Below are 1,215 nucleotides of genomic sequence, written 5' to 3'. Positions count from 1 at the left end.
CTATTCAAAAAAAATAATAAAAAAAAATGGAATAATAATTGTTCATCGACATAAAAAAGAAAAAGATGAATTTCCAAAAAACTTTAACATAATTGAAGAAAGAGTTTATGGGATTTCAAAAATAATATTTGGAAATTATCTATAGCCAAAAATTTTTTTTGTTTCTTTTTTTATTAATTCAACAGATGGTTGATCGTAAGGATTTACATTTAAAGCACGCCCTAAAAGAATTGTTTCTAAAATAAAGAAACAAAATAATTCACCTATAGATTCTTCATTGATATTTTTTATCTCAAAAGTTCTAAAAGGTTTTTTTCTTTTAAAGAAAACATTTTCTGTAGCTTTTTTTTGAATAGAAAGAATTTTATTTACAGAATTGTTTCTTAAAAATTTAAAATCATTTAACAAATTTGAATTCTTAATAAAATTTGATTTTTTCTCATGTACAAAGGCGAAAGTGTAAAAATTAATATTTTTGCCATCTAAATACAATTGCATTACACTATGATTATCTTTTGGCATTTTTGAAATCATAGGTAATATTCCTTTATTCTTTTTACCTAAACTTTCTGCAACTAATTGTTGATACCAATTAAATAGACCATCTAATCTGTTACTATAATTTATAATAACTGAATTATATTTTTTGTTTTCATAATGCTTTAAAATATTTTGAACATTTAAAATTAGTGAATTTAAAAAGTTTTTATTTTTAATTAAGTTGTCAAGTTGTCTAAATTTTTTTGGATTTAATCCCATTATTTCAGAGGGCAGCATGCCTACTTCGGATAAAACAGAATATCTCCCTCCTATAAAATTATTATGCTCGATTATTTCTGACTTTAATTTTTTAGCTATAGTAGTTAACTCACTAGGTTTGTTTTCTGTAATAAAAATATTTTTGTCTTTTTTTTTTAAATTCAAATTTAAATTTGATATAGTCTCTAATGTATTGCCAGATTTAGAAATAACTAGATTTAAGTACTTTTTTTTAGTTTCTATTTTTTGATCACTTAAGTTGTCAATAAATATTACTTTTTTTTTGATCTTATGATTTAAAAAATCATATATAGCTTTAGCGCCTAAAATAGAACCGCCCATTCCAATTATTTTTAAATCTAAATCTTTGGTAATTTTTTTATATTTTTTGAAATTATATTTATCTTTATAATTATTTGATAAGGATTGAATAATAGCTGTCTCTTAGACACATGT

1 protein-coding gene is annotated in these 1,215 nt (G+C 21.8%); it reads right to left on the bottom strand.

The window, feature by feature from the left end; translation table 11 throughout:
* Nucleotides 1-135: 135 nt before the first annotated feature.
* Nucleotides 136-1,107 carry a glucose-6-phosphate isomerase gene (locus tag ACTT9D_RS07375; RefSeq protein WP_440931135.1) on the bottom strand — a complete coding sequence of 324 codons (972 nt, stop codon included), beginning with the start codon at nt 1,105-1,107 and terminating at the stop codon, nt 136-138.
* Between the last annotated feature and the right edge of the window lie 108 nt (nt 1,108-1,215).

The sequence above is a fragment of the Candidatus Pelagibacter sp. genome (genome assembly GCF_052049815.1).
GTDB lineage: Bacteria > Pseudomonadota > Alphaproteobacteria > Pelagibacterales > Pelagibacteraceae > Pelagibacter.
The sequence above is the reverse complement of the archived record's forward strand: the minus strand, read 5'-3'. Positions and strand labels throughout refer to the sequence as shown.